The organism is Crossiella cryophila, assembly GCF_014204915.1.
Classification (GTDB): domain Bacteria; phylum Actinomycetota; class Actinomycetes; order Mycobacteriales; family Pseudonocardiaceae; genus Crossiella; species Crossiella cryophila.
Map to the genome: position 1 here is coordinate 2,738,254 of NZ_JACHMH010000001.1, position 24,703 is coordinate 2,762,956.

Below are 24,703 nucleotides of genomic sequence, written 5' to 3' on the forward strand. Positions count from 1 at the left end.
CGCATGCGGGTGACCCTGCGCCGCCCGGTGGCCATCGCCGCCGTGCTGGCCCTCGTTGTCGTGGCCAGCCCGGCCGCGACCGCCGCGCCCGCGACCGCCGCGCCCGCGCCCGAGGCCCCCGGCGGCGTCGCCGGCGTGGCCGTGCCCAGCCTGAACTGGCAGGACTGTGGCACCGGCGACGGCTTCCAGTGCGCCACCGCCCAGGTGCCCCTGGACTACCGCGACCTGTCCGCCGGCACCCTGTCCCTCGCCCTGGCGCGCCGCCCGGCGAGCAAGCCGGAGCAGCGGATCGGCTCGCTGCTGGTCAACCCCGGCGGTCCCGGCGGCTCCGGCGTCGGCTTCGCCCGCGGCGTGGTCGAGGAACTGCCCGCGGCGGTGGCCGAACGCTTCGACGTGGTCGGCTTCGACCCGCGCGGCGTCGGCCTCAGCTCCGCGCTGGCCTGCCTGGACCCCGAACAGACCCGCGCGGCCTTCGCCCGGATGACCGCCGCCCGCCGCCCCGGCGACTTCGAGCGCGGCCAGGCCTTCGCCGCCGAGTTCCACGCAGGCTGCCAGGCCCGCAGCGGGGCGCTGCTGCCGTACGTGGGCACCGAGTACGTGGCCCGCGACATCGACGTGCTGCGCGCGGCACTGGGCGACGCCAAGCTCAACTACTACGGCGTCTCCTTCGGTACCTACATCGGCACCGTCTACGCCAACCTGTTCCCGAAGAACTTCCGGGTGCTGGCCCTGGACGGCGGCTACGACCCGGAGTCCTACGCCAACGACCCGTACCGCTACGACCTGGGCCAGTTCCGCGCCACCGAGGCCGCCTTCAATCGCTTCCTGGACTGGTGCGCCAAGACCCCGGACAAGTGCAAGTTCGGCAACGGCAACCCCGGCCAGGCCTTCGACAAGCTGGTCGCCGACCTGGACCGCGACCCGGTCAAGGACGCCGAGGGCAAGGTGACCGCCAACGGCGCCAGCCTGGCCTACCGGATCATCTTCGCGGTCAACGGCGGCAGCCCCAGCTGGCCGACCCTGGGCACCCAGCTCGCCGAGGCGCAGACCCGCACCGGCAGGCTGCTGCGCCCCATCGCCGCCAACGCCGCGTTCTTCGCCGCCAACACCGCGGTGGAATGCGCCGACCGCGTCTACCCCAAGAGCACCCTCCAGCTGCGCGCCCGCCTGGCCATCGCGGCCGCGGTGGCCCCGCGCCTGGGCCCGGTCGCCGCCTACGGCACCCCCGGCTACGACCACTCGCACGCCGCGGTCTGCCAGCAGTGGCCCGCCAAGCAGGCCAGCCGCTACGCCGGTCCCTGGTCGGCGAAGGGCTCGGACCCGATCCTGGTCATCGGCACCACCGGCGACCCGGACACCCCGTACCAGGACTCGGTGGTGCTGTCCCGGACGCTGCGCAACGCCCGGCTGCTCACCTTCGTCGGCGAGGGCCACAGCGGAATGAGCAACAGCGCCTGCGCCCGGCAGGCCACCGCGGACTACCTGGTGAGCAAGAAGCTCCCGGCCCGCGGCGCCCGCTGCGAGGACGACCCGGCACCCGCGTGATCAGCAGATCGGGCCGCGTCCGGGACAGCACAGTCCCGGGCGCGGCCCGTCTGGTCAGCACGATTGGCCAGCTAGTCCCTGGGGCAGTCAGACCCGGGATCCATCAGCCTCTGGGCCCGTCCGGCCCGGGTGCGGCCCTGCTCAGCCCCTGGTGCAGTCGGCGCAGGTGCCGAAGATCTCCACGGTGTGGCTGACCTCGCCGAACCCGTGTTCGGCCGCCACCCGCTCGGTCCACTTCTCCACATCCGGCCCCTCCACCTCCACGGTGCGGCCACAGCGGCGGCACACCAGGTGGTGATGGTGGTGCTGGGAACAACGCCGGTAGATCGCCTCGCCCGAGTCGGTGCGCAGCACGTCCAGCTCGCCGACCTCGGCCAGGCTCTGCAACGTGCGGTAGACCGTGGTCAGCCCGATGCCCTCGCCGCGCCGGCGCAGCTCCTCGTGGATCTCCTGGGCCGACCGGAACTCGTCCACCTGGTCCAGCAGCTTCGACACCGCGGCACGCTGCCGGGTCGAGCGCAGTCCGGGAACCGCGGCCGGTCGTTCGCTCACTGTCACTGCCCCTCCTCGACGTGCGCGACCGCGTCCACCACGATGTGCGAGAGATGCTCGTCCACCAGGCGGTACACCACTTCCCGGCCGTGCCGCTCCCCGCGTACGACCCCGGCGGACTTGAGCACCCGCAGGTGCTGACTGATCAACGGCTGGGCCACGCCCAGGGCGTCGACCAGCTCGTGCACGCACCGTTCCGAGGCCCGCAGCTGCAGCACGATGGCGATCCGGACCGGCGCGGCCAGCGCGCGCAGCAGGTCACCGGCCATGGCCAGCACGTCACCCGAACGCTGCGGGGCGGGCGGCACCGGCGCACGATCGGGGGAGTGCACATGGTCATCGGCCAGTGGCGCGATCTCCCTGTTCACGATGTGCGCTCCTCTCACCACCCGGCGCCGGGGCACGCAGCTACGTACCCGTGAACGACCGAGGCTACCCGTCATCCTAGGCAACCCGGTTACCGATCAGTTCGCCACACCTAGCGGAAAAGCGAAACGATCACCCCAACCAGGATGGCCAGCACCACGATCCGCAACACCCGATCCGGCGTCCGCAACCGGGACCAGGTGCTGACCACCATGGCCAGCACGAACAACCCCAGCGCGGCCAGCAACACCGCCCCGATCACCCCGCCGGTGATGACCCCGGCCGCGAACACCGCCGCCACCACCAGGAACGCCACCGGCGGCGGCAAGGACTTGCGCGGCCCGGCACCGGTGGTCCGGCCAGGCTGAGACTGCGACCCGCTCACAGTCCTTTCCTACACCCAGCCCGCCAACCCCTCACCGGCGGCGTCTACCGTCGCCGGTGTGCTGCTCGTCTGCCGGTTCGCCGTGCCCGAGGCCGAGGTCGAGGACTTCCTGGCCAGGGCCAAACACGCCCTGGAACTGCTCACCGCGGGCCCGCACTGCCGCCGCGGCAGGCTGAGCCGGGCCACCGACGAGGCGGACCGCTGGGTGCTGATCGCCGAATTCGACTCCGTCCCCGCCTACCGCAGGGCACTGTCCCCCTTCGAGGTCCGCGAACACGTCATCCCCCTGCTCTCCCAGGCATTGGCGGATGAACCCGCGGCCTACGAGGAGCTGTGGGACGTCACCGGAGGCGTCGCCGAACGCCGCGACAGCCTGGTCGCCAAGGACGCGGGCACGGTCCGCCTTGGCGAGGCAGGCGGCCCGGCAACTCCCCGCCACTAGCCCCGCCCCCGCCTCGCCGCGGCTGAGACCGCCCCTCACCCTGCCGCGGCTCAGGCCGCGTGGTCGCAGGTCGCGCAGGAGCAGTCCGCGCACGTGCAGTTGGCGCAGGCGTCCGAACACCCCGCGCAGTCACAGCGGGCGTGGTTGCAGGTCGCGCAGGTGCAGTCGGCGCACTGGCACAACGCGCAGGAGTCCGAGCAGTTCGCGCACTGGCACAGCGCGCACTCGTCGTAGTGCACCCCGTCCTCGGTCTGGTGCTCCCGGTGCACGTGCCCGTCGTGCAGGTAGTCGACGTGGTCGCCGTGCACCACCGCGTCGTGCCCGCAACCGGGACCGTGGGTGTGCCGGTGCGTTTCGGCGGGCCGGTGCTCAAGGGTGCTGGTCATGGTGAATGGCCTTTCTGGACTCGATGACCAACCGATACTCATATGCGCACCTGTGCATTGCTCACCCAGTGGCCGGCTCTGCCCTGAAAGGGTGAACTTGCCCCTTTTTTCACAAGCCCTTCCTTAGTGCTGAGCACCTCTGGCACAGTGCTCAACACACCTCTGATGGGTGATTCTCATGGGGGAGCACTCATGTCTGTCCGACCGCCCTGCCCAGGGACCCGCCCGGTCATCAGCCACGCCGCCACCGGCGTCGCCGTACTCGCGACCGCCACCGCGCTGCTGCTGGCCACCCCCGGCGCCGCCCTCGCGGACCCCGTCGACGAGCACACCGGCCCCCTCGCGCACGCCCTGGTCCTGGCCGGACAGGGCACGGCCCTCACCCCGTCCCCGGCACTGAGCAAGCTGCTGCGCTCCCCGCTCAACCCCGGCGACACCATCGAGGCAGGCGACCGCCTCAGCCTGCCGGACCCCCAGACCGAGGGCCGCTTCCGCCTGGGCGCCGGCACCGCGGCCGCACACAAGGACACCCCACCGCCCGGCGTGCCCGCGGGCCAGGCTCGCTACCGCGCCGAAGCCACCCTCCGCGCCAACAACGCCCCCACCGCCAAGATCACCGGCGACCTGGGCGTCTCCACCACCGACCACGGCCAGCTGGTCTACCTGCAGAACGCCGTCACCGAGGCGAGCTGCGCCACCCCGACCACGCTGACCAGCAACACCACCGCCGACGGCCTGTGGCTGCGCTACGCCGACGGCCAGCTCCGCAAGGTCAACCTCCCCACCGGCGCTGAACCCCTCACCAGCACCAACGTGCCTACCGGCCGCACCACCGACGCGGGCGAGATCGTCTCCGACATCACCATCCGCCGCGTCACCAAACTCGCCGACCTGGTCACCCAGACCGCACTGGCCAGCCGGGGCGTGGAAGCCGTCGCGGGCTGGCGGGTCGACGTCCTCGACTACCGCGCCCCCGACGGCAAAACCCCCGCCAACGGCAACGGCGCCCCCGGCGAAACCAGCCCCGCCCCCGGCGAGACCAGCCCCGCTGACGGCAAGGGCCCGGTCTTGGCCGACAACACCTTCGTCCTGGGCGCCGCCCTGTGCACCACCGCGAAGGACTTCACCCCCAAGCCAGACCCCACCGCGACCACCACCAGCACCCCCACCGTCCCGGTCAAGATCCCGGCAGGCCCCCAGACCAACCCCGCCGACCACCCCGGCCAGCACCCCCAGGCCATCCCCGGCACGACCACCAGCACCGGCCCGGACACCCTCCCCCTGGCCCTGCTCGGCCTGGCCCTGCTCGCCACCACCGGCGCCGCCGTGATCCTGCGCCGCCGCGCCGTCCCCGCACTAGCCCGCCGCCAACGCGCCACCAGCGTCCGCCGCGGCCACGAGGACTGACCCAGATGTGGTCGGGATCGGACCCCGAGCCGGGCCTCCCCCCGACCCACCCGCCAGGCGAGGAGAAGACCACCCCGCCTACCCAAGCCGCCACCTCATCAGCGACCACCGGCATGTCGGCGATCACCGGCACGTCAGCCGGGAACCCCCGGCCGGACGCACCACCTGAGGCTGACGCCGCACCGGCCACCCCGCCGGCGTCCGCCACGAACCTCGAGCCCGCCAACGGGGAGAAGTCGCGGCCTCCTCGCAGGCGACTCGTGATCGGTGCGGTCGTGCTCACGGCACTCGCCGTGGGCGCGACCGTCGCCGTCGCCGCCGCCTTCAGGGGGCCCACCCCCCACCCCCTCCCCACCTCCGCCGCTCCTGATCTTGTGCTGCCGCTGGCGACGTCGCGGAGCAGCACGCCGCCGGTGACCGCCAGCAGCGCGCCGACGACGGTCACCACACCGCCGCCGGGGCAACGGCCGGGCACCATCCGGCTCGCCGCGGGCGGCAGCGCACGGCTGGTGCGTCGGGAGATCACTCCCGACGGCACCCTGCCCATCCCGGAAAGCCTCGACGAGGCCGCCTGGTGGGGCGTCGGCCTGGGCGCGCCGAACGGGGCCGCGGTGCTCTCCGGCCACGTCAACTGGCGTGGCCGCACCGGACCGTTCGACGAGCTGTGGCGCGCCGAGCGCGGTCAGCCGGTGACGATCTCCGACGCCGCAGGTCTGCGCTGGACCTACCGCGTCACCGAGATCCTCACCCTGCACAAGGACGAGCTGCCCCGGCACGCCGAACGGCTGTTCAACGCGCGCGGACCACACCGGGTCGTGCTCGTCACCTGTGGCGGGGACTTCGTCGGTGGCACCGACGGCTACCGCGACAATCGCATCGTGGTGGCCGAACCCGTGTCGCCACAGGCACACCTCAACTGAGCCGGCAGCCACCGGCCGGAAAGCCGAGACGTCCATGAGCGTGGCCCAACCCGTGACGGCGACCCAGCCCGACCAGGCCGCTGCTCCGCCCCCGGCCTGGCTGGCCGAGCTGGAACAACGCGCCACCCACTGGTCCGGCGACCTCACCGTCGACCCGGCCGCCCGCGAGGCCGCGGCCACCGACGCCGGCAACCTCGACCACCGGCGCCCCGCCGCGGTGTTCCGCGCCGGAACCGCCGAGGCCGTGGCGGAACTGCTGCGGCACACCGGCGCGCGCGGCATCCCGGTCGCGGTCCGCGGCGCCGGCCACTGCCTGTCCGGGCACGCCCTCACCGACGGTGTGGTGCTCACCCTCGTCGGCGGCCTCGGCCGGATCGGCGAGGTCGACACCGAGGGCGTCATCCAGGTCGGCGCCGCGGTCATGCTCGCCGACCTGGACGCCGCGGCCTTCGCCGCGGGCTACCGCCCGGCCGCAGGCCTGCCCGACTACCACGGACTGACCGTCGGCGGCGTGCTCGCGGTCGGCGGCATCTCCGCGTGGTGGCGCGAAGGCACCCTGGCCGACCGGGTCCGCCGCCTCCGGGTGGTCACCGGCCGCGGCGAGATCCTGCTCGCCTCGGCCGCCGAACACCGCGACCTGTTCGAGGCCGCGCTGGCCGGACTCGGCGCCGTCGGCGTGATCACCGACGCCTGGCTCGAACTGACCCCGGCCCAGCCGCGCGTGCAACTGGACCTGCTGGACTACGCCGCCGCCGCGACCGCCTTCGCCGCCATGGACTGCCTCATGGACAACGAGGCCGCCGACGAGGTCTACCTGTGGGTCCAACGACCCGGCACCGGCGGCAGGCCCGGCGCGACCTTCCAGGTGCACGCCTACCAGCACACCGACCGCCACGAGACACAGCCGCTGCCGGTGGAACCGGAACCGGAGCATCGCCTGACGCAGTTGGTGACCTACCCCGAACGCAGCCGGATGATCACCGAGATGTTCGACAGTTTCCGCACCTCACTTTCCTGGGACGACACCACAAAGCTCTGGGACGACGTGCTGCTGTCCGGCCAGCACGCCGAGCACTACCTGACCCGCCGGGTCGCCGCGTTCACCCCGGCGGACTGGGCCACCGAGATCCCGCAGTTCGTGCTCGCTTTCCCGCACCGCAGGTCCGCCTTCACCCGCCCGGCATTCGCCGTGCCGGCCGGGGACAGCGACCGGATCGTGCTGGTCGACACCCTCCGCGACCGCGGCCTGCCCGGCGCCGACCCGTCCTGGACCGCCACCGTGCGCGGCAGCAGGCGGGGCGCGCACGAACAGGCACGCGCCGACGGGGGCGTGGCCTACCCGATCTGGGGTTGCTGGGACGGGGTGTGGCCACATGCGGTGCGGCTCGGGGAGCACTGGCGCGACTTCGCGGAGACGGTCGCGCGATACAACCCGCACCTGCAGCTCAACCAGGGGACGGGGCTGCCCGCGGCGATCCGGGCTGAACTGGGGCGTTGAGGCGGAAGTTGGTTGTCGCGGCGGCGGACGTGTGGGAGGGGAGCGGCGGGGCACGGATGCCGGAGCACGGCTGAGGGGTGGGAATGAGCCTGGAGCCAGGTCGGGGGATGGGCTTGGCTGGTGCGGGCGGTTTGGGGGCGATGCCTTGCCGTGCCGGTTGGGTGGGATGAATTGGGCCCGGTTTCGCCGAGGCGAGGTGGCCGGGCGGGGCTGGTCGGTTGGTGGATGTGTGGGCGGGTGGTTGTCGGGGGTGGGGGTTAGCGTGCGCGCCAGTCGAGGCTGGCGTGGGGAGTGGTTATGGGGCATGGGTTTCGGGTGGGGATCGGGGTCCGGGCTTATGAGTTGGACTCGTTGGGGCACGTGAACGGGGCGGTGTATTTGCAGTACGCCGAGCACGTGCGGTGGGAGTGTCTGCTGGCGGCGGGGATCGGCCTGGAGGCGTTGCGGGAGTTGGGGGTCGCGCCGGTGCGGATCGAGGAGACCATTCGGTATCACCGGGAACTTCGGGCGGGCGACCAGGTTGAGTTGGACTGCGTGTTCGAGTGGGGGCAGGGGAAGGTCTTCCGGGTGCGGCAGGAGGTTCGGCGCGGAGCGGAACTCGTTGCCGAAGTGGTGAATGTGGGCGGGGTGCTGGATCTGGGGACCCGACGGCTGGTGGCGGATCCGGAGGCGGTGTTTCGGAGGCTGGCGGTGGTGCCGGAGTTGGTTGGGTTGTAGGGGATTCGGGGTTTTTCGTGGGGCCGGGTTTTGCGGTGGGGGCTTGCTTGGCTGGGGGCTCTTGTGGCTGTGGGAGCGCTTGATACCGGGTGGTCTCGGTGCGGCGGTGCGGCGGTGCGGCGGTGCGGCGGTGCGGCGGGGAGTGGGCGGGCGGGAGTGGCCTTGAAGTGGGGATGGTTCGGGGAGGGGGCGGTTGGCCCGAGTTGAGAAGGGCGGCTGTGGGATTGGGGACTGGGGATTTCGTGAGCCGGGGCCAGGGCTAAGGCCGGGGCGGGGGCGGGGCTGGGGCCGGGTCTGGGGTTGAAGCCGAGCCGGAGCCGGGAACGGGGTGGTCGGGGGAGTTGGCGGCCGGTGCAAGAGGTTGGGGCTGGGGGCAAGCCGGGGGCGGGGAGACGAGTTGCGGGTGAGGGGTCTTGGTGCGGAGGCGGGGGTGGGGCGGGCCGGGGGTTTGGCGGGGGTGGGCCGGCTGTGAGGTGGGCGCGGACGTGGTGGGTTGTGGTTGGGGGAAGGGGGTGAGGTGGCGTGGTTGGTTGGGGGTGGGTTTGGTGGGGTGAGGGGGGCTGGGGTGGGGTGGAAATGGGGGGTGGTGGAACGCGGTTGTCGGGGGCGGGGAGGCGGTCGCTACCCTTGCAGCCTCCCGCTGAATGCCTATGACCTGCTCTGGAGTGTCCGTGTCGGCCGATCGGATTGATACCGTCGTCAACCTCTGCAAGCGCCGAGGCTTCGTCTACCCCTGTGGGGAGATCTACGGCGGTACGAGGTCGGCCTGGGACTACGGGCCGCTCGGCGTGGAGTTGAAGGACAACATCAAGCGCCAGTGGTGGAAGTTCATGGTGCAGGGGCGTGAGGACGTCGTTGGACTGGACTCCTCGGTGATTCTTCCCCGTGAGGTGTGGAAGGCATCCGGGCACGTCAACGCCTTCCACGACCCGCTGGTGGAGTGCACCTCCTGCCACAAGCGGTTCCGGGCGGACCAGCTTGCCGAGGAGTACGCCGAGCGCACCGGCAAGCCCACCACCGAGGACGACATCACCGACGTCCCGTGTCCGAACTGCGGCACCCGCGGCCAGTACACCGCGCCCCGCGAGTTCAACATGATGCTCAAGACCCACCTCGGCCCCGTGGAGACCGAGGAAGGCCTGCACTACCTGCGCCCCGAGACCGCGCAGGGCATCTTCATCAACTTCCTCAACGTGCAGACGACCTCGCGCAAGAAGCCGCCGTTCGGCATCGGCCAGATCGGCAAGTCCTTCCGCAACGAGATCACCCCCGGCAACTTCATCTTCCGGACCCGCGAGTTCGAGCAGATGGAGATGGAGTTCTTCGTCGAGCCCGGCACCGACGAGGAATGGCACCAGTACTGGATCGACGAGCGCACCCGCTGGTACACCGAGCTGGGCATCGCCAAGGACAACCTGCGGATCTACGACCACCCGCAGGAGAAGCTGTCCCACTACTCCAAGCGCACCGCCGACATCGAGTACCGGTTCCAGTTCGCCGGTCAGGAGTGGGGCGAGCTGGAGGGCATCGCCAACCGCACCGACTTCGACCTGGGCACCCACAGCAACCACTCGGGTGTGGACCTGTCCTACTTCGACCAGGCCACCAACTCCCGCTACCGGCCGTTCGTGATCGAGCCCGCCGCCGGTGTCGGCCGTCCGATGATGGCCTTCCTGCTGGAGGCCTACCACGAGGACGAGGCCCCCAACGCCAAGGGCGGCGTGGACAAGCGGGTCGTGCTCAAGCTGGACCGCAGGCTCGCGCCGGTCAAGGCCGCCGTGCTGCCGCTGTCCCGCAACGCCGACCTCTCGCCCAAGGCCCGTGACCTGGCCACCGCGCTGCGCCGGAACTGGAACATCGACTTCGACGACGCGGGCGCCATCGGCCGCCGCTACCGCCGCCAGGACGAGATCGGCACCCCGTTCTGCGTCACCGTCGACTTCGACACCCTCACCGACCACGCGGTGACCGTGCGCGAGCGCGACACCATGAGCCAGGAGCGGATCTCGATCGACCAGATCGAGGCCTACCTGGCCGCGCGGCTGCTCGGCTGCTGAGGTCACGACTCCCACTCCTTCCCGGCTCAGCTCGCGATCACACCCGGTCGCGGGCTGAGCCGCGCCAGGGAATAGGCCATCCGCAGTTCCTCGGCCAGCGCCTCGGGCGCCTCGGCCAACCGCCCCATTGGCGTGCGCACCACGTGCACACCCGCGTTCGCCAACGGATCAGGACCGTCCGGCCGCCGGTTTTCCAGCCAGATCCAGGCCAGGCCCACCTCGTCCCACCAGACATTGGCCGTGCCGAGCAGTTGGCGGCCGTCCGAGGTGATCCGTCTGTCCCAGGTCGGCCGCGGCAACCCGGCCACCGTCAGGATCCGCTTCGCCCGCGCCTGCTGGATGTCCACCACGTTGCGCGGCAGCTTGTCCAGCGCCTCGCGCACCGCGGGACGGCCCCGCTGCGGCGACTCGGCCAGCTCCGTCGACAGCTCGGCAGGGGACACCCCGCCATGGGCACAGGCCAGGCGCAGCAGTGTGTCCAACTCGGTCGGGCCCCGGGTCCGACGGGCCGCGTCCAAGGTCGCCCTGGCCACCGAGGCCACCGGGAACCCCCTCGACATCGTCCACTTCGGCAGCACCCGCAGCCGGTCCACATGCAACGACGGGACCGGGGTGAGCCGGGGGTTGGCGAACGGGACCAGCAGGTGGACCGTGCCGTCCAGCCCCGGTATCGGGATGCCGTGCAGCTGCAGGGCGTCATAGCCGGTGATCACGGCGTTCGGTTCGGCGTAGCGCAGGGCCGCGCGCAGGAAACCGGCTCTGGTGGGGCGGTTTCCGGTGAGCAGCACGACACCCGGCAACGCCTCCCGCCAGGAACTCACCAGCTTGCCGGGCACGCCCAGCCGGTACAGCTCGGAGGTGCGGGCCACCTGGTGCGGGAACATCGCGGCCAGGCGGTCAAGGCGGACCGGGACGAGGGTTGTGGTCATGGGGCCAGCCTGCTCCGGCGGCTGGGCGGGGGCCAGCGGCGCCGGAGCGGGCTGTGGACAAGTGGGCGATTGTGGATAGGTCGCGATCTTGAAGGGGTGGTGCGGCCGGGGATGTGGTAGTGGGGGTCAGAGGCGGCGGACGTCCAGGGCGTGCTCCACCGCCGAGCCCTCGTCCTCGCGTCGTACCAGGTAGACACCGGCGTTCTTGCGTTCGGAGACTGCCTCGACCGGCTCGATGCCGCGGTAGAGCAACCCGGTCCCGTCATCGGTGCAGTAGGTGTCCGGGATGACCCCGTTGGCCACCGCGCCCAGCACCGCCGGCCGCCGCGCCGCCTCGGAGTCGAAGTGCACCCCGTTGCCATAGGGCAGGAAACCCAGCCCGTCGGTGACGATCCGCAGCTCCGGCCCGAAGGAATCGGTCGGCCCGCCCACGTGCCAGCACAACGAGCCCGCGCTCACCCCGGTCAGCACCACCCCGCGCAGCCACGCCTCCCGCAACACCGAATCCAGCCCGTGCACCCGCCACACCGCGAGCAGGTTCGCCACCGAACCCCCGCCCACCCACACCACATCGCAGGACAGCACGTAGTCGAGCAGATCAGCCGTCGGCGGCATCGGGAACAGGTTCAGGTGCACCACCTCGACCCCGGCGACCTCCCCGGCCTCGGCGAAGGTCGCGTTGAATCCCCGCTGATCACCAAGCGCCGTGCCGATGTGGCACAACTTCGGGCGCCTGCCTTCGACCCCGGCCAGATCCACCGCGTAGGTCAACAGCGGCGCGAACTCCAGATCGGTGCGGTGACCACGGCGCAGACCACCCGAGGTGGCCAGGATCGTCGGTTGCTCAGCAGGCATGGTTCGATCGTGCCATCCCCGCCGACGGTTAGGGTCCGGACATGAACGAGCCCCGCTGGCTGTCCGAGGCCGAGCTGCGGATGTGGATCACTTTTGTCGAGGCCACCCATCTACTGGAACGCAGGCTGGAACACCAGCTGCAGACCGACGGCGGGCTCTCCCACGCCCAGTACGACGTGCTCTCCACCCTGTCCGCGGCCCCCGGCAGGCGCATGCGGATGACCGAACTGGCCGGCCGCACCGTGGTCTCCAAGAGCGGCCTCACCTACCAGGTCAGCCGCCTGGAGAAAGCCGGGCTGGTGCGCCGGGAATCCTGCGCCACCGACGAACGCGGCGTCGTCGCCGTGCTCACCGACACCGGCCAGCGCCTGCTCGACAAGATCGCCCCCGGCCACGTTGACACCGTCCGGGACTACCTCATCGACCTCATGACCCCCGAGCAACGGGCCGTGGTCGACGAGGTCATGACCGCTGTGCGCGAACGCGTCCGCAAGGCCGAGCACCCCTGACAGATGTCATGGCCGGGCCGTGACGAGCGGCCTGCGTCCAGGACCCCCGCGGGCGGCACCGTGGTGGCATGTCCACCACAACCCTGCCCGGCACTGAGCGAGAGATCGCCGCCGGCGCCGCGATCAGCCTCCGTGGCCTGCGCAAACACTTCGGACCGGTGCGCGCCGTGGACGGCGTCGACCTGACCGTGGCCCCCGGCGAGGTGCTCGCCCTGCTCGGCCCCAACGGCGCGGGCAAGTCCACCACCGTCGACCTGATCCTCGGCCTGACCCGCCCCGACGCCGGCGAGGTGCACGTCTTCGGCAGGCGCCCCGACCAGGCCGTCCGCGACGGCGTCATCGGCGCCATGCTCCAGGGCGGCGCGCTGATCGAGGACGCCACCGTCGGTGAAGTCGTCGGCATGGTCGCCGCCCTGCACCGCCGCCCCCAGGCCGCCGCCACCGCACTCGCCGAAGCCGGCGTCGCCGACCTGGTCAAACGCCGCTGCAAGAAGCTCTCCGGCGGTCAGCGGCAACGCGTCCGCTTCGCCATCGCCCTGGTCAGTGACCCCGACCTGCTGATCCTGGACGAACCCACCGCGGCCATGGACGTGGAGACCCGGCGGCACTTCTGGCACAACATCCGCGCCCTCACCGCCACCGGCAAGACCGTCCTGTTCGCCACCCACTACCTCGAAGAGGCCGAGAGCTACGCCGACCGGGTCGTGCTCATGCGCGCCGGAGCGGTCGTCGCCGACGGCACCGTCGCCCAGATCCGGGCCACCGCCGCCGGACGGACCCTGCGCGCCGTGCTCCCTGGGAGTGATCACGGCTCGCTCGTGCTGCTGCCCGGCGTCACCCACGCCGACCTGCGCGGCGAGCACGCCACCATCGCCTCCACCGACTCCGACGCCACCCTGCGCGCCCTGCTCAACCACTACCCCGGCGCCCGCGACATCGAGATCACCACCGTCGGCCTGGAAGACGCCTTCCTCGCGCTGACCAGCCAGGAGGACAAGTGAACCCGACCTACCTCTTCATCGAGGTCAAGCTCATCGTCCGGCAGTTCGCCTTCCTCTTCTTCACCATCGTGGTGCCCACCGCGATGTTCCTGATCTTCTCCGGCATCTTCGGCGGCAGCACCGCCACCTTCCGCAACGGCACCCCGGTCAGCGCCGCCACCATGGTCAGCATGGCCAGCTTCGCCGCCATGTCCGCCGCCCTGGTCACCGGCGGCCGGATCGCGCTGGAACGCCAGATCGCCTGGCACCGGCAGCTCCGGCTCACCCCGCTCAGCGGTGGCGGTTACCTGCTGGCCAAGGGACTCATCGCCGTCCTGGTCGCCATCCCGGCGATGCTCGGCGTGCTCGCCGTCGGAATGCTCGTGCGCCAGATCGACCTCAGCCTGGCGCAGTGGGCCATGCTGATCGCCGGACTCATCCTCGGCTCGGTGCCGTTCGCGCTGCTGGGCATGGCCATCGGTCAACTCGCCAGCGCCGAATCCGCCCAGGCCGTCACCCCCGCGGTGATGATGGCGATGGCCATGGTCGGCGGACTCATGGTGCCGGTGGAGATCATGCCCGACTGGGTCGGCAACATCGCCAGGGCGCTGCCCAGCTTCTGGTTCCGGGAGAACGGGATCCGGGTGATCGCCGAGGGCACGGTCAGCCTGCCCGCGATCGCCGTGCTCAGCGGCGTGACCCTGGTGCTCGGCCTGTTCGTGGCCAGGCGGTACCGGCTCAGCGCCGGACGCTGACCTTGCCTACGGTGAACGCCATGACCACGAGAGCCGGACCCAGGATGCGCTCCTGGGAGCTGTTCGCCGGCTTCTTCCTGCTGTTCCTGCTCTTCCCGGTCTACTACCTGCTCGCAGGCGGTCTCCCGGTGCTGTGGAAGATCGCCGGACTGATCGGGATCGGGGTCATCGGCGTCACCTACCTGGTGGTGCCGCCCCGGTTGTTCGAGGCGCCGATGTGGCAGCGGATCGCGCTCGTGCTCGGCCAGGCCGCGCTGATCACGCTGATCACGCTGGCCTTCGGGGTGGAGTTCCTCAGCCTGTTCGTCTACCTCGCCGCCACCGCGGCGATCCTGCTGCCGGTCTGGCTGGCCGTGCTGGTGCCGGTCGTGCCCAGCATCGTCGCGGTGCGCGCCGTGCTCGACGGCGGGCCGTTCTGGCTGGCCTGGATCATCCTGGCCATGCTGCTGAGCACCTTCAGCGTGCTCGGCGTGGCCGAGCTGATCCGCGGCAACATCAAGCTGTACCGCGAACAGGAACAGGCCGCGCTGCTCGCCGTCGCCGAGGAACGTGCCCGGCTCGCCCGCGACCTGCACGACGTGCTCGGGCACAGCCTGACGACCATCACCATCAAGGCGGGGCTGGCCAGGCGACTGCTGGAAGCCGGACAGCGGGAGGCGGCGATCGTCGAGGTCAGCGATGTCGAAGCGCTGTCCAGGGCCGCGCTCACCGACGTCCGCGCCACCGTCTCCGGCTACCGGGAAACCTCGCTGGCCGCGGAACTGGCCGGGGCACGGGTGGCGTTGCAGGCCGCCGGGATCACCGCCGACCTGCCGCACGCCGTGGACAACGTCGCGCCGCGGCACCAGCCGGTCTTCGCCTACGTGCTGCGCGAGGCGGTCACCAACGTGCTCCGGCACAGCGGCGCCACCCGCTGCGAGGTGCGCTTCGGGTTGTCCTGGCTGGAGGTCACCGATGACGGCGCGCCCCAGGCCACCACCGGGCGCACCGGCACCGGGCTCACCGGCCTGACCGAACGACTCGCCGCCGTCGGCGGCACCCTGGCGGCCGGGCCACTGCCCGCAGGCGGCTTCCGGCTGCGCGCGGAGATCGGGGACGACGAGTGATCCGGGTCCTGCTCGCCGACGACCAGGCCCTGATCCGCGGGGCACTGGCCGCGCTGCTCGGGCTGGAGGCCGACATCCAGGTCGTCGCGCAGGTCGGCTCGGGGGACGAGGTGCTCGCCGCGGCCCTGGAACACCGGCCGGACGTGGCGTTGCTGGACGTGCAGATGCCCGGCAAGGACGGGCTGGCCGCGGCCGCCGAACTACGCGACGCCCTGCCCCGGTGCCGGGTGCTGATCCTGACCACCTTCGGCAGGCCGGGGTACCTGGCCAGGGCGATGAGCGCGGGCGCGGCCGGCTTCGTGGTCAAGGACGCCCCGCCGGAACAGCTCGTCGACGCGGTGCGGCGGGTGCACTCGGGGCTGCGCGTGGTCGACCCCGGGCTGGCCGCGGAATCGCTGTCCAGCGGGGCCAGCCCGTTGAGCGGGCGGGAACGCGAGGTGCTGGCGGCCGCGCGGGACGGCGGCACCGTGGCCGATTTGGCCAGGGCGGTGCACCTGTCGGAGGGGACCGTGCGGAATCACCTGTCGGCGGCGATCGGCAAGACCGGCGCGCGCACCAGGGCCGAGGCCGTGCGCATCGCCGACGACCGCGGCTGGCTGTGACCCGCGGCGGTGGCCGGGATCAGGTGACCGGCCGCGTGCGGACCGATCAGTGGTGGCGAGCGGTGTCAGGCGAGGCGATCCTGCCGAGAGTGCGTGGCGACTGCCCGGGTCAGCTCGGCCTGATCGGCGCCGACCACGAGCTGTTGACCGCGCTTATGGCCGTACCGCCGGTACGAACCCAATCCCAGGTCCCCTCAACCGGGTATTCCACGCCCCCGCCACACCCGGCCAACCGGCCCGGCACACAACACGCGCGCGCGGGGAAACCCCCCGATTTCCATTTTACCGGTGGGGGCTGACAAAACGGGAATCCGGCGGTGACCGGAACTCGATCTTGGCCGAGTTCGTGACAGCATTGCGGCATGACTGCACACGCACCCACCACCGGCCGGCGGGCGACGGCACGGCTGTTGCGGCGCGTGCTGGCCGGGATCGTGCTGCTGCCCTTACTGATCGTCGGTGGCACCGCCTTCCGGGTGTGGCAGGTCGCTCGGCTGGACGACCGGTCCACCGCGGACATCGCCGTGGTGCTGGGCGCCGCGCAGTACGGCGGGCGGCCCTCCGATGTGCTGGAGGCGCGGCTGGCGCACGCCCAGCAGCTCTTCGAGCGCGGGGTGGCCAAGACCGTGGTGACCGTGGGCGGGCGCGGGCTTGGCGACACCTACACCGAGGCCGAGGCGGGGCAGCGGTGGCTGGTGGGCGATGAGACCAAGTCCGGCACGGCGAAGAAGGCCATTCCCAAGGACAAGGTGGTCGCGGTCAACGAGGGCGCGGACACCCTCGGCAGCCTGCAGGCCGTGGCCAGGGAGGCGGAGAAACGCGGCTGGCACAGCGCGGTGATCGTCAGCGATCCCTGGCACTCGCTGCGGGCCCGCACCATGGCCGGGGACACTGGACTCGCCGCCTGGGCCTCGCCGACCCGGCGCGGGCCCATCGTGCAGACCAGGGAGACCCAGCTGCGCTACATCCTGCGGGAGACCGCGGGCGTGCTCTACTACCGGCTCACCCACACCTCCACCCACATGGCTGACAATGGTCTCGGCTGAACCGCACGGCTACTCCGCGCACGACACCGCGCGGCTGCTGCCCGAACCCGCCAAGCACGGCACCCTGGCCGAAGCCGAGACCGAGGCGCGCACGCCCTTCGCCAGGGACCGGGCCAGGGTGCTGCACTCCGCCGCGCTGCGCCGCCTGGCAGGCAAGACCCAGGTGGTCGGGCCGGGGGAGGGGGATGTGCCGCGCACCCGGCTCACCCACTCCCTGGAGGTCGCCCAGATCGGGCGGGGCATCGGCGGGGAACTGGGCTGCGATCCCGACATCGTCGACCTGGCCGGGCTGGCCCATGACATCGGCCACCCGCCGTTCGGGCACAACGGCGAACGCGCCCTCAACGCGCTGGCCGGGCCCTGCGGCGGGTTCGAGGGCAACGCGCAGACCCTGCGCATCCTCACCCGGCTCGAACCCAAGGCGCTCGGACCGGACGGGCGCCAGTACGGGCTCAATCTGACCAGGGCCGCGCTGGACGCCGCGACCAAGTACCCGTGGCCGCGGCGGGAAGGCACCGTCAAGTTCGGGGTCTACGCCGACGACCTCCCGGTCTTCGGCTGGCTCCGGCAGGGCGCGCCCGCCGACGCGCAGTGCCTGGAAGCCCAGGTGATGGACTGGTCCGACGACGTCGCCTACTCGGTGCACGACGTGGAGGACGGGGTGCTCGCCGGACGCATCTCACTGCGCGCGCTGGGCAGCCCGGCCGAACGGCACGTCATCGCCGCGCTGGCCGCCGCGCACTTCAGCCACGAACCGGTGGAGGCGATCGAGGCCGCCGCCGACGGACTGCTGCGACTGCCCGCGGTGGCCGCGCTCGCCCGGCACGACTACGACGGCACCCTGGCCGACCAGGTCGCGCTGAAACAGCTCACCAGCGAACTGGTCGGACGCTTCGCCTCCGCCGCGGTCACCGGCACCCGCAAGGCACACGGCACCGGAGCACTGCGCCGTTACGACGCCGACCTGGTCGTGCTGCCGCCGGTGGCCGCCGAGGTCGCGCTGCTCAAGGCGGTCGCGCTGCGGTACGTGATGAGCGATCCGGAACGACTGGCCGTGCAGATCCGGCAGCGGGAGCTGATCACCCAGCTCACCGAGGCGCTCTGCCTGCGCGCGCCGGAGGCACTCGACCCCGCGTTCCGGCCGGCGTGGGCAGCCGCGGGTGACGACGCGGAGCGGCTGCGGGTGGTCATCGACCAGGTCGCGCTGCTCACCGACGCCCAGGCGGTGAGCTGGCACCGGCGGCTGACCACCTGAACGTCGTCAACCTACATTGACGATTTCTGGTTTACTCGAGGTCATGGGACTTCGAGAGGTACTGCGTGCGGTGTTCGGCCCGTTACGGCGCAAGGTGCCCGCGGGTGCCCCGCCCCGGCGGCGGGACGATCCGGGCGGCGCCGGGGTGCGCGAGCCCCGGCGGCCGCGTCCGCCCGGCCCGCTCAGCGGGGCCGCCGCAGCTGAGCCGCCCGCGCCGGCGCAGCGGGTGACGCTGCCCGATCCGCGTCGCTGAGCAGTGGCGGGCCGTCGCTGAGCAGCGGCTTGTCACAGTGGGCGCGGGGTGCTCGTCCACCGTGGGACAGCGTCACCGACCCACGGGGAGATCGTCGTGCCACGCATTCCCGCCCGCACCGTCGACCAGGCCGGCTGGTTCATCCGGCGCATGTACGGCTACGCGAAGAGGCGCTTCGGCGCGGTGCCCGAGCCGTTCGCGGTCCTGGCCCACCACCGGGGCCTGATGATCGCGGCCGCGCTCGCCGAGACCGCGGTGGAACGTGCCGCCAAGCACCTGCCGGACAACCTGGCCGACCTGGTGGTCTACCGGGTCGCCACCGAACTCGGCTGCTCCTGGTGCGTGGACTTCGGCACCATGTTGCAGCGGCACAAGGGCCTGGACATCGAGCGGCTCCAGGAGATCCACGCCTACGCCGACTCGCCGCGGTTCACCGAGACCGAGAAACTCGCCATCGGCTACGCCGACGCGATCACCGCCACGCCGGTGCGGGTCACCGACGAGCAGGTCGCCGAACTCCGGGAACGCCTGGGGGACAAGGGACTGATCGAACTCACCTACCTGATCACGGTGGAGAACCAGCGGGCCCGGTTCAACGACGCGCTGGGCATCCTCGACCAGGGCTTCACCTCCGGCGAAGCCTGCCGGGTGCCGCTGCCGGTCGCCCCGGCCGAGGCCGCCGCGACCGGGATCACCGCGACCGGGATCACCAGGGAACGTTCGTGAGCTTGTCCGGATTCACCACGTCGTAGATCGCCACGATCCGCCCGTCCCGGACCGCCAGCGTGACCACCCGGCGGTCCACCGGGCGGTGCTCGTCGTCGCCCTCGGTCTGGGCCAGGAAGCCCAGATCGCCGTTGACCAGCATCGGGATCATGCCGGTGAACACCGAGTCCGCCCCGTACTTGTTCAGCAGGCCGAAGGCGAAGCGGGCGACCTTGTCCACACCGAACACCGGCCGCCGCGCGGTGCTGGCCTTGCCGCCGGAATCGCCGATGACCACCACGTCCGGGTGCAGCACCTTGAGCAACTCGTCCATGTCGCCGCTGGCCAGCGCCGCGGTGAACCGCTCAAGCACCGCCCGCTGCTCGGCCAGTTCGATCCGCGGCGGAGCGTCCGCCTCGCTCACCGCGCGCCGCGCCCGGGAAGCCAGCTGCCGGGCCGCCGCCGGGGTCGTACCCAGCGCGGTGGCGATCTCCGGGAACGGCACCCCGCACGCGTCGTGCAGCACGAAGGCCACCCGCTGCTCCGGGCTCAGCTCGTGCAGCACCACCATGGCCGCCATCCGCACACCGTCCTCGCGCACCGCGACATCCAGCGGATCCTCACTCGGCTGGGTGGTCAACGGCCGCACCACCGGCTCCGGCAGCCACGAGCCCACATAGCTCTCCCGCTGGGCGCTGGCCGACTTGAGCCGGTCCAGGCAGATCCGCCCCACCACCGTGGTCAGCCAGCCCCGCAGATCGCGGATCTCCGCCCGCGCCGCGGCACTCTGCCCGGCCAGGCGCAGCCAGGCGTCCTGCACCGCGTCCTCGGCGTCGGCCCTGGTCCCGGTGATGCGGTAGGCGACCCCGATGAGGTGCCCGCGGTGCTCGCTGAACACCGTGGCCAGGGTCTCGTCGCTGACGGTCACACGTCCATCCTGACGTACTCCTAGACTTGCCCTCGTGGCAGGACGAATCCGGGACAGCGACATAGCCGAGGTCCGTGATCGCTGCCGGATCGACATCGTGGTCGGCGAGTACGTCAACCTGGGCCGAGCCGGCGGTGGCACGCTGAAAGGGCTGTGCCCATTTCACGACGAGAAGACCGCGTCGTTCAACGTGCGACCCAGCAAGGGCACCTTCCACTGCTTCGGCTGCGGCGTCGGCGGCGACGTCATCCAGTTCATCCAGCAGTACGAGCACATCGGCTTCGTCGAGGCGGTGGAGCGGCTGGCCGACGGCATCGGCTACCGGCTCACCTACACCGGCGGCGGCGCGACCGTGCAGCGTGACCGGGGCACCAAGACCCGGATGCTGGAGGCGCACAAGGCGGCCGCCCAGTTCTACATGGAGCAGCTGCACACCCCCGATGCGGTCAAGGCCCGCGAGTTCCTCGCCGAACGCGGCTTCGACCAGGCCGCCGCGGACCGGTTCGGCTGCGGCTTCGCCCCCGCGGGCTGGGACCGGCTGACCAAACACCTCATCGGCCGCGGCTTCGAGATGGACGAGCTGTACAAGTCCGGGCTGGCCAAGGAGGGCAGGCAGGGCCCGATCGACCGGTTCCACCGCAGGCTGCTGTGGCCGCTGAAGGACCTGGGCGGCGAGGTCGTCGGCTTCGGCGCCCGCCGGATCTTCCCGGACGACCCGATCGAGGCCAAGTACGTCAACACCAGCGAGACCCCGATCTTCAAGAAGTCCCACGTGCTCTTCGGCATCGACCTGGCCAAACGGGAGATCGCCCGTCGGCACCAGGTGGTGGTGGTCGAGGGCTACACCGACGTGATGGCCATGCACCTGTCCGACGTGCCCACCGCGGTCGCCTCCTGCGGCACCGCATTCGGCGCCGACCACATCTCGGTGCTGCGCAGGCTGCTGATGGACGACGACGCCTTCCGCGGCGAGGTGATCTTCACCTTCGACGGCGACGCGGCCGGGCAGAAAGCCGCGCTCAAGGCCTTCGACGACGAGCAGAAGTTCGCCGCGCAGACCTTCATCGCGATCGCCCCGGACGGCATGGACCCGTGCGAGCTGCGCCAGTCCAAGGGCGACATGTCCGTGCGGGACCTGGTCGCCCGGCGGCAACCGCTGTTCGCCTTCGCCATCCGCACCCTGCTCGCCGAGCAGAACCTGGAGACCGCCGAGGGCCGGGTGGAGGCACTGCGCCGCACCGTGCCGCTGATCGCCCGGATCAAGGAGGTCGCGCTGCGGGATGAGTACGCGCGGCAGCTGGCGGGCTGGGTCGGCTGGGACGACATCCCCGGGGTGCTGCGGCGGGTCCGGGAGACCGCGGGCGGCAAGGCAGCCCCGGAGAAGACCCCGCGCCGCCGCCCGGTCGACCCGAACCAGGGCGCGCTCGCGGTGGAGGTCGAGGGACCGGCCCGGCCGTCCCCGCAGGACCCGCAGCTGCACTCCCAGCGCGAGGTGCTGAAATCGGCCATCCAGCTGCCCGGCATCGCCGGACCGGCCTACGACTCGATCTCCGAAGAGGCCTTCACCCACCCCGCCTACCTGGAACTGCACCAGGCGATCCTGGCCGCGGGCGGCACCTCCAGCGGCCTGTCCGGCGCGACCTTCGTGGACGCGGTCGGCAAGCAGTGCAAGCACACCGTGGTCCGCTCGCTGATCACCGAGCTGTCGGTGGAGCCGCTGCGCACCCGCTCGGCCGAGGACCGGTACGTGCACGGGCTGATCGCCAACCTGCAGGCCAACCTGGTGGCCCGGCAGATCGCCGACATCAAGTCCAGGCTGCAACGCATCTCCCCGGTCACCGACGCCGATGAGTACCGGTCGCTCTTCGGTGATCTGGTGGCCCTGGAGCAGTACCACAAGGGACTCCGCGAACAGGCGATGGGCGGCGTGTAGATGAGCTGGTGGCAACGCTTCATCGAGAAGATCACCGGCGGCGTCCGGCTGCCCGAGGGCCTTCGGGTGCCGCTCACCGGTGAGGAACGGATCATGGCCGTGGCCGAGCTGGCCGGCGGCGGGCACCTGGTGGCGACCTCCTACGCGCTGGTCGTGGCCGAGGACGACGGGCAGCGGCGGATCTCCTGGCACCTGGTCAGCAAGGCGGTGTGGGGCAACGACGTGCTGGTGGTGACCGAGGCCGCCGAGCACGGCACCGCGGGCGAGGCGGTGCTGCTGGCCGACCTGCCGCCGCGGCGCTACCCGCTGGCCCAGCCGGCCAAGCTGCCCGACGTGGTGCACGCCAGGGTCACCGGCTCGATCCGGTCCACCCACCGGCACGAGCTGCCCGGCGGCGGCGCCTGGTTCGTCCAGCGCAAGATCCCCGGCCGCGACGGCGTGCAGCTCCAGGTGCGCGCCGATCCCGGCACGGACGAGGCGGCGGTGAGCGCGCTGGCCGCGGACGTGGCCCGCAAACTCCGCGAGGCCCAGGCCAACGCCTTCTAGAACACCGTCTGGCAGAACACACCCGCACCCTCTTCCGGCCGCCTCGCTCGCGCCATAAAGTACGTACGTACGGTTTGCTAAGCGAGCTGGAGGCTGTCCCATGTGGGATCCGACCACCTACCTGGCCTTCGCCGGCCACCGCGAACGCCCGTTCCACGACCTGCTCGCCCGGGTCGGCGCCACCGACCCCCGCCAGGTCGTCGACCTGGGCTGCGGCCCCGGCCAGCTGACCCCGGTGCTGTCCCACCGCTGGCCCGCGGCCAAGATCACCGCGCTGGACTCCTCGGCCGAGATGGTCGAGGCCGCCAGGGCCGCCGGGATCGACGCCGCGCTCACCGACGTGCGGGACTGGCAGCCCGACCCGGACACCGACGTGGTGGTCTGCAACGCCGTGCTGCAGTGGGTCACCGGCCACCTCGACCTGCTGCCCGCCTGGCTGGACCGCCTGCCCACCGGCGCCTGGTTCGCCTTCCAGGTGCCCGGCAACTTCGCCGAGCACAGCCACACCATCCCGCGCGGCATCGCCGAGAGCCCGGCCTGGCGGGACACCCTGGGCGGCACGTTCCGCCCGGTGGACGCGGTGCCCCGGCCCGAGGTCTACGCGGGTGTGCTCGCCGAGGCAGGCTTCGCCGCCGACGTCTGGGAGACCACCTACCTGCACGAGTTGCGCGGCGCCGACCCGGTGCTGAACTGGATCAGCGGCACCGCCCTGCGCCCCGTTCGCGCCGCCCTGGACGAGACCCGCTGGCAGGAGTTCACCGCCGAACTGGCGCCCCGGCTGCGCGCCGCCTACCCCGCCCACGGCGAGGACGTCACCTGGTTCCCGATGCGCCGGATCTTCGCCGTGGGCCACAAGAAATGACCCGCGGTGGCTACGGCGCCGTCGCGGCCGGCGTCGCCGCCGGGGGAGACTCGGCGCGCACCCGCTGACGATCCACTTCGGACACCACCGTCTCGCCCAGCCCGGTCACCACATCCCGAGGACTCCGCCGCCCCAGCCACTCGTCGATCTTGGCCCGCCCCGCTCCCGCGGCTCCTTGCACGGCCGGGTGACCCACCAACCGGTGATACATCCGGACCAGACCGTCGTACCGCTCCCGCCCCGCCCGAGTCCCGAGTACGTACCCCACCGCAACCCCCAACGCGAACCTGATCATGACCACTCCTCTCTGACCTGCACGAACACCCAGGCTCGCGGGGCGAAGATCCCTGGGAAGGGGGGTGGTGAAAACCGCTCCGCGGGGTGCGCTAAGGTATTACCCGTCAGGCACCGCCGGACACATGCCAGTCCTCCGTAGCTCAACTGGCAGAGCATGCGACTGTTAATCGCAGGGTTGTTGGTTCGAGTCCAACCGGAGGAGCTTCACCCCAGGTCATTGGCCTGGGGTTGTTTGCTTTTCAGGGCAAGTTGCCGGTCTGGGGTTTCTGGTGTGGGTGCCCGGAAACTGGGATGCCGGGTGGGGGCTGGGTTCGTAGGTTGCTGGCATGGCGACGCAGGTGATTGTGCTCAATGGTGGGTCCAGCTCGGGGAAGTCCGGGATCGCTCGGTGTTTGCAGGCTGTGTTGCCTGAGCCCTGGTTGCTGGTGGGGGTGGACACGTTCATCGAGCTGTTGCCTGCGTCCTTGCGGGGTGGCTCCGGTGGGGTGGAGTTCGGGGCGGATGGGCAGGTTGTGGTGGGGGCGGGGTTTCGGGCGTTGGAGGACACCTGGGCCGCTGGGATCGCGGCCATGGTGCGGGCGGGGGCTCGGGTGATCATCGACGAGGTGTTGCTGGGGGGTGTGGAGGGGCAGCGGCGGTGGGGGGTGGCGCTGGCTGGGCTTGAGGTGTTGTGGGTGGGGGTTCGGTGTTCGGCTGAGGTCGCGGCTGGGCGGGAGATGGCTCGGGGGGATCGGATCGCGGGGATGGCGGTCGCGCAGGCCGAGTCGGTGCACCGGGGGGTGGTGTACGACCTTGAGGTGGACACCGTTGGGGTGGAGTCGGTGGTGTGTGCGCGGGTTATCGCGGGGTGGGTTCGGCGGTGAGGGC

28 protein-coding genes and 1 tRNA gene are annotated in these 24,703 nt (G+C 71.6%); 21 read left to right on the forward strand and 8 right to left on the reverse strand.

Annotation, left to right across the window (positions count from 1 at the left end):
• Positions 1–3: 3 nt before the first annotated feature.
• Entirely contained in the window at positions 4–1,545 is a 1,542-nt protein-coding gene (locus HNR67_RS12790) for an alpha/beta fold hydrolase (protein WP_185002248.1), read from the forward strand.
• A 141-nt stretch (positions 1,546–1,686) separates the two neighbouring features.
• Here the strand turns inward: HNR67_RS12790 and HNR67_RS12795 are convergent, their stop codons facing one another.
• The 3 genes from HNR67_RS12795 to HNR67_RS12805 all read right to left on the reverse strand — a co-directional run bounded on the left by HNR67_RS12795 (position 1,687) and on the right by HNR67_RS12805 (position 2,848).
• A complete protein-coding gene (locus HNR67_RS12795; RefSeq protein ID WP_185002249.1) occupies positions 1,687–2,103 on the reverse strand; it encodes a Fur family transcriptional regulator in 417 nt (138 codons plus the stop codon).
• The gene (locus HNR67_RS12800; protein WP_246493137.1) at positions 2,100–2,444 is read right to left on the reverse strand and encodes an ArsR/SmtB family transcription factor; all 345 of its coding nucleotides are present in this window, start codon (positions 2,442–2,444) and stop codon (positions 2,100–2,102) included. The genes HNR67_RS12795 and HNR67_RS12800 overlap by 4 nt, the downstream gene beginning before the upstream one ends.
• A 131-nt stretch (positions 2,445–2,575) precedes the next feature.
• The gene (locus HNR67_RS12805; RefSeq protein ID WP_185002251.1) at positions 2,576–2,848 is read right to left on the reverse strand and encodes a DUF6703 family protein; all 273 of its coding nucleotides are present in this window, start codon (positions 2,846–2,848) and stop codon (positions 2,576–2,578) included.
• A gap of 58 nt (positions 2,849–2,906) precedes the next feature.
• Here HNR67_RS12805 and HNR67_RS12810 point away from each other — a divergent pair, with 58 nt between their 5' ends.
• Positions 2,907–3,290: an antibiotic biosynthesis monooxygenase family protein gene (locus tag HNR67_RS12810; RefSeq protein WP_185002252.1), complete on the forward strand. Its 384-nt coding sequence runs from the start codon at positions 2,907–2,909 to the stop codon at positions 3,288–3,290.
• A 50-nt stretch (positions 3,291–3,340) separates the two neighbouring features.
• Here the strand turns inward: HNR67_RS12810 and HNR67_RS12815 are convergent, their stop codons facing one another.
• Entirely contained in the window at positions 3,341–3,676 is a 336-nt protein-coding gene (locus HNR67_RS12815) for a hypothetical protein (RefSeq protein ID WP_185002253.1), read from the reverse strand.
• A 192-nt stretch (positions 3,677–3,868) separates the two neighbouring features.
• Between HNR67_RS12815 and HNR67_RS12820 the strand changes: the two genes are divergently transcribed.
• The 5 genes from HNR67_RS12820 to HNR67_RS12840 all read left to right on the forward strand — a co-directional run bounded on the left by HNR67_RS12820 (position 3,869) and on the right by HNR67_RS12840 (position 10,275).
• The gene (locus HNR67_RS12820) at positions 3,869–5,083 is read left to right on the forward strand and encodes a hypothetical protein (protein WP_185002254.1); all 1,215 of its coding nucleotides are present in this window, start codon (positions 3,869–3,871) and stop codon (positions 5,081–5,083) included.
• Positions 5,084–5,496: 413 nt separating this feature from the next.
• A complete protein-coding gene (locus tag HNR67_RS44300) occupies positions 5,497–6,003 on the forward strand; it encodes a class F sortase (RefSeq protein ID WP_312987125.1) in 507 nt (168 codons plus the stop codon).
• Positions 6,004–6,037: 34 nt separating this feature from the next.
• Positions 6,038–7,501 (forward strand): FAD-binding protein, encoded by a 1,464-nt coding sequence (locus HNR67_RS12830; RefSeq protein WP_221489875.1) that lies wholly within the window; start codon positions 6,038–6,040, stop codon positions 7,499–7,501.
• A 315-nt stretch (positions 7,502–7,816) separates the two neighbouring features.
• Positions 7,817–8,218 carry an acyl-CoA thioesterase gene (locus HNR67_RS12835; RefSeq protein WP_312987128.1) on the forward strand — a complete coding sequence of 134 codons (402 nt, stop codon included), beginning with the start codon at positions 7,817–7,819 and terminating at the stop codon, positions 8,216–8,218.
• A 671-nt stretch (positions 8,219–8,889) separates the two neighbouring features.
• Entirely contained in the window at positions 8,890–10,275 is a 1,386-nt protein-coding gene (locus HNR67_RS12840; RefSeq protein WP_312987129.1) for a glycine--tRNA ligase, read from the forward strand.
• A 26-nt stretch (positions 10,276–10,301) separates the two neighbouring features.
• On the opposite strand, the gene HNR67_RS12845 is transcribed toward HNR67_RS12840, so the two are convergent.
• Together HNR67_RS12845 and HNR67_RS12850 are read right to left on the reverse strand one after the other, a co-directional pair.
• A complete protein-coding gene (locus HNR67_RS12845; RefSeq protein WP_185002257.1) occupies positions 10,302–11,204 on the reverse strand; it encodes a hypothetical protein in 903 nt (300 codons plus the stop codon).
• 126 nt (positions 11,205–11,330) lie between these two features.
• Complete coding sequence (locus tag HNR67_RS12850) at positions 11,331–12,059, reverse strand: Type 1 glutamine amidotransferase-like domain-containing protein (RefSeq protein ID WP_185002258.1); 729 nt, start codon at positions 12,057–12,059, stop codon at positions 11,331–11,333.
• 41 nt (positions 12,060–12,100) lie between these two features.
• On the opposite strand from HNR67_RS12850, the gene HNR67_RS12855 reads away from it, so the two are divergent.
• The 9 genes from HNR67_RS12855 (at position 12,101) to HNR67_RS12895 (ending at position 19,291) form a co-directional block, all read left to right on the forward strand.
• Positions 12,101–12,568 (forward strand): MarR family winged helix-turn-helix transcriptional regulator, encoded by a 468-nt coding sequence (locus HNR67_RS12855; RefSeq protein WP_185002259.1) that lies wholly within the window; start codon positions 12,101–12,103, stop codon positions 12,566–12,568.
• 68 nt (positions 12,569–12,636) lie between these two features.
• Complete coding sequence (locus HNR67_RS12860) at positions 12,637–13,569, forward strand: ABC transporter ATP-binding protein (RefSeq protein ID WP_185002260.1); 933 nt, start codon at positions 12,637–12,639, stop codon at positions 13,567–13,569.
• Positions 13,566–14,303, forward strand: a complete 738-nt coding sequence (locus HNR67_RS12865) for an ABC transporter permease (RefSeq protein WP_185002261.1) — start codon at positions 13,566–13,568, stop codon at positions 14,301–14,303. The genes HNR67_RS12860 and HNR67_RS12865 overlap by 4 nt, the downstream gene beginning before the upstream one ends.
• A gap of 20 nt (positions 14,304–14,323) precedes the next feature.
• Positions 14,324–15,409 (forward strand): sensor histidine kinase, encoded by a 1,086-nt coding sequence (locus tag HNR67_RS12870; protein WP_185002262.1) that lies wholly within the window; start codon positions 14,324–14,326, stop codon positions 15,407–15,409.
• Positions 15,406–16,011 (forward strand): response regulator transcription factor, encoded by a 606-nt coding sequence (locus tag HNR67_RS12875; protein WP_185002263.1) that lies wholly within the window; start codon positions 15,406–15,408, stop codon positions 16,009–16,011. Before HNR67_RS12870 ends, HNR67_RS12875 begins: the two co-directional genes overlap by 4 nt.
• A gap of 362 nt (positions 16,012–16,373) precedes the next feature.
• Positions 16,374–17,057, forward strand: a complete 684-nt coding sequence (locus HNR67_RS12880) for a YdcF family protein (protein ID WP_185002264.1) — start codon at positions 16,374–16,376, stop codon at positions 17,055–17,057.
• Positions 17,044–18,312, forward strand: coding sequence for a deoxyguanosinetriphosphate triphosphohydrolase (locus tag HNR67_RS12885; RefSeq protein WP_185002265.1), 1,269 nt, complete (start codon positions 17,044–17,046; stop codon positions 18,310–18,312). The genes HNR67_RS12880 and HNR67_RS12885 overlap by 14 nt, the downstream gene beginning before the upstream one ends.
• A gap of 43 nt (positions 18,313–18,355) precedes the next feature.
• Complete coding sequence (locus HNR67_RS12890; protein ID WP_185002266.1) at positions 18,356–18,565, forward strand: hypothetical protein; 210 nt, start codon at positions 18,356–18,358, stop codon at positions 18,563–18,565.
• A 96-nt stretch (positions 18,566–18,661) separates the two neighbouring features.
• Positions 18,662–19,291 (forward strand): carboxymuconolactone decarboxylase family protein, encoded by a 630-nt coding sequence (locus tag HNR67_RS12895; RefSeq protein ID WP_185002267.1) that lies wholly within the window; start codon positions 18,662–18,664, stop codon positions 19,289–19,291.
• Here the strand turns inward: HNR67_RS12895 and HNR67_RS12900 are convergent.
• Positions 19,272–20,198: a sigma-70 family RNA polymerase sigma factor gene (locus tag HNR67_RS12900; RefSeq protein WP_312987133.1), complete on the reverse strand. Its 927-nt coding sequence runs from the start codon at positions 20,196–20,198 to the stop codon at positions 19,272–19,274. The genes HNR67_RS12895 and HNR67_RS12900 overlap by 20 nt on opposite strands.
• A 34-nt stretch (positions 20,199–20,232) precedes the next feature.
• Between HNR67_RS12900 and dnaG the strand changes: the two genes are divergently transcribed.
• The 3 genes from dnaG (at position 20,233) to HNR67_RS12915 (ending at position 23,539) form a co-directional block, all read left to right on the forward strand.
• A complete protein-coding gene (gene dnaG / locus HNR67_RS12905; RefSeq protein ID WP_185002269.1) occupies positions 20,233–22,131 on the forward strand; it encodes a DNA primase in 1,899 nt (632 codons plus the stop codon).
• Positions 22,132–22,677, forward strand: coding sequence for a hypothetical protein (locus tag HNR67_RS12910; protein ID WP_185002270.1), 546 nt, complete (start codon positions 22,132–22,134; stop codon positions 22,675–22,677).
• 100 nt (positions 22,678–22,777) lie between these two features.
• Positions 22,778–23,539: a trans-aconitate 2-methyltransferase gene (locus HNR67_RS12915; RefSeq protein ID WP_185002271.1), complete on the forward strand. Its 762-nt coding sequence runs from the start codon at positions 22,778–22,780 to the stop codon at positions 23,537–23,539.
• 10 nt (positions 23,540–23,549) lie between these two features.
• Here HNR67_RS12915 and HNR67_RS12920 read toward each other — a convergent pair whose 3' ends face one another.
• Complete coding sequence (locus HNR67_RS12920) at positions 23,550–23,834, reverse strand: hypothetical protein (protein WP_185002272.1); 285 nt, start codon at positions 23,832–23,834, stop codon at positions 23,550–23,552.
• A 131-nt stretch (positions 23,835–23,965) separates the two neighbouring features.
• Between HNR67_RS12920 and HNR67_RS12925 the strand changes: the two genes are divergently transcribed.
• Positions 23,966–24,038: transfer RNA gene (locus HNR67_RS12925), tRNA-Asn, on the forward strand.
• Positions 24,039–24,162: 124 nt separating this feature from the next.
• Complete coding sequence (cpt, locus tag HNR67_RS12930) at positions 24,163–24,699, forward strand: chloramphenicol phosphotransferase CPT (protein WP_185002273.1); 537 nt, start codon at positions 24,163–24,165, stop codon at positions 24,697–24,699.
• The last annotated feature ends 4 nt before the right edge of the window (positions 24,700–24,703 follow it).

Bases quoted from the DNA above. Each gene is read 5' to 3' on its own strand.
- HNR67_RS12855 (WP_185002259.1), top strand. From the start codon at position 12,101: ATGAACGAGCCCCGCTGGCTGTCCGAGGCCGAGCTGCGGATGTGGATC.
- HNR67_RS12830 (WP_221489875.1), top strand. From the start codon at position 6,038: ATGAGCGTGGCCCAACCCGTGACGGCGACCCAGCCCGACCAGGCCGCT.
- HNR67_RS12815 (WP_185002253.1), bottom strand. From the start codon at position 3,676: ATGACCAGCACCCTTGAGCACCGGCCCGCCGAAACGCACCGGCACACC.
- HNR67_RS12850 (WP_185002258.1), bottom strand. From the start codon at position 12,059: ATGCCTGCTGAGCAACCGACGATCCTGGCCACCTCGGGTGGTCTGCGC.
- HNR67_RS12845 (WP_185002257.1), bottom strand. From the start codon at position 11,204: ATGACCACAACCCTCGTCCCGGTCCGCCTTGACCGCCTGGCCGCGATG.
- HNR67_RS12860 (WP_185002260.1), top strand. From the start codon at position 12,637: ATGTCCACCACAACCCTGCCCGGCACTGAGCGAGAGATCGCCGCCGGC.
- HNR67_RS12820 (WP_185002254.1), top strand. From the start codon at position 3,869: ATGTCTGTCCGACCGCCCTGCCCAGGGACCCGCCCGGTCATCAGCCAC.
- HNR67_RS12880 (WP_185002264.1), top strand. From the start codon at position 16,374: ATGACTGCACACGCACCCACCACCGGCCGGCGGGCGACGGCACGGCTG.
- HNR67_RS12910 (WP_185002270.1), top strand. From the start codon at position 22,132: ATGAGCTGGTGGCAACGCTTCATCGAGAAGATCACCGGCGGCGTCCGG.
- HNR67_RS12920 (WP_185002272.1), bottom strand. From the start codon at position 23,834: ATGATCAGGTTCGCGTTGGGGGTTGCGGTGGGGTACGTACTCGGGACT.
- HNR67_RS12870 (WP_185002262.1), top strand. From the start codon at position 14,324: ATGACCACGAGAGCCGGACCCAGGATGCGCTCCTGGGAGCTGTTCGCC.
- cpt (WP_185002273.1), top strand. From the start codon at position 24,163: ATGGCGACGCAGGTGATTGTGCTCAATGGTGGGTCCAGCTCGGGGAAG.
- HNR67_RS12885 (WP_185002265.1), top strand. From the start codon at position 17,044: ATGGTCTCGGCTGAACCGCACGGCTACTCCGCGCACGACACCGCGCGG.
- HNR67_RS12890 (WP_185002266.1), top strand. From the start codon at position 18,356: ATGGGACTTCGAGAGGTACTGCGTGCGGTGTTCGGCCCGTTACGGCGC.
- HNR67_RS12790 (WP_185002248.1), top strand. From the start codon at position 4: ATGCGGGTGACCCTGCGCCGCCCGGTGGCCATCGCCGCCGTGCTGGCC.
- HNR67_RS12915 (WP_185002271.1), top strand. From the start codon at position 22,778: ATGTGGGATCCGACCACCTACCTGGCCTTCGCCGGCCACCGCGAACGC.